The organism is Microbacterium sp. BF1, assembly GCF_019279095.1.
GTDB classification, from domain to species: domain Bacteria; phylum Actinomycetota; class Actinomycetes; order Actinomycetales; family Microbacteriaceae; genus Microbacterium; species Microbacterium maritypicum.
Map to the genome: position 1 here is coordinate 1 of NZ_JAGYWT010000709.1, position 944 is coordinate 944.

The window sequence follows — 944 nt, forward strand, 5'->3', positions numbered from 1 at the left end:
CGCGGCGTGGGCCTTCCAGCAGGCGATCGGGCTCGGCTGGTACTACGAGCAGTCGAATCCCCCGATGAGCACGCTGGGGCTCACGACGCTGCGGCGCCTGCTCGACGACCAGGAGCTGGCGACGCTGGACCGGTGACGTCGGCGCGGTGACGTCGGCGCGGTGACGTGCTCAGCGGTCGATGAACTCGGCGACGATCGGCGCGAGCGACGCCCCGATCTCTGCCGCGGGGCGCTTGTGCCCCTTGACCTCGAAGGTGTGGCCGGCACCTTCGACCCAGACCACGCGCGCATCCTGGCAGCTCGCGACGGCCTCCTCGAACTGGGCGATCGGCTGGATGAACGGATCGTTCGTCCCCTCGACGAACAGCTGCGGCACCGTGATGCCCGGCAGATGCTCGATGCGCGGCTTCTCCGGCCGCCCCGACGGATGCAGCGGATAGCCGAGGTAGGCGAGCCCGTCGACGAGCATGCCCTCGGCGACCGCCATCGACGCCATGCGTCCCCCATACGACTTCCCGGTCGCCCACAGGCTCGCTGAGGGGGCGGACTCTCGTGCGAAGGCTGCGACGGCGTTCCAGGTGGCGATCGCGTGCGCGGCAGGTCCCGGCATCCGTCGTCCCTGCTCCACGTACGGGAAGTTGAAACGCAGGGTCGAGAAGCCGCTCGCACCGAGCGCGTCGACGTAGCCCGTGAGGAACGGGTGGTCCTTGCCGGTACCCGCGCCGTGCGCGACGATCACCGTCGCCCCGTTGTCACCGGGGGTCCAGTCCGCGGAGACGACAGTGGGACCGTTCGAGAGTTCGACCGGGATCTGGACCATCAGACGGAGAGTGCGCAGATCGCCGTCATGCCCGCTCGCCCTGGATGCCGTCCGCATCGGGGGCGGCATCGGGCTCGACCGGCGTCACCGTCGACGCAGCGGCAGTCCCGGCTTCCGGCGTCGC

General features: G+C 70.4%; 1 protein-coding gene. It reads right to left on the reverse strand.

The window, feature by feature from the left end; all coding sequences use genetic code 11:
* Window positions 1–169: 169 nt before the first annotated feature.
* The gene (locus KZA10_RS16220) at window positions 170–820 is read right to left on the reverse strand and encodes an alpha/beta family hydrolase (protein ID WP_256935002.1); all 651 of its coding nucleotides are present in this window, start codon (window positions 818–820) and stop codon (window positions 170–172) included.
* Window positions 821–944 lie beyond the last annotated feature (124 nt).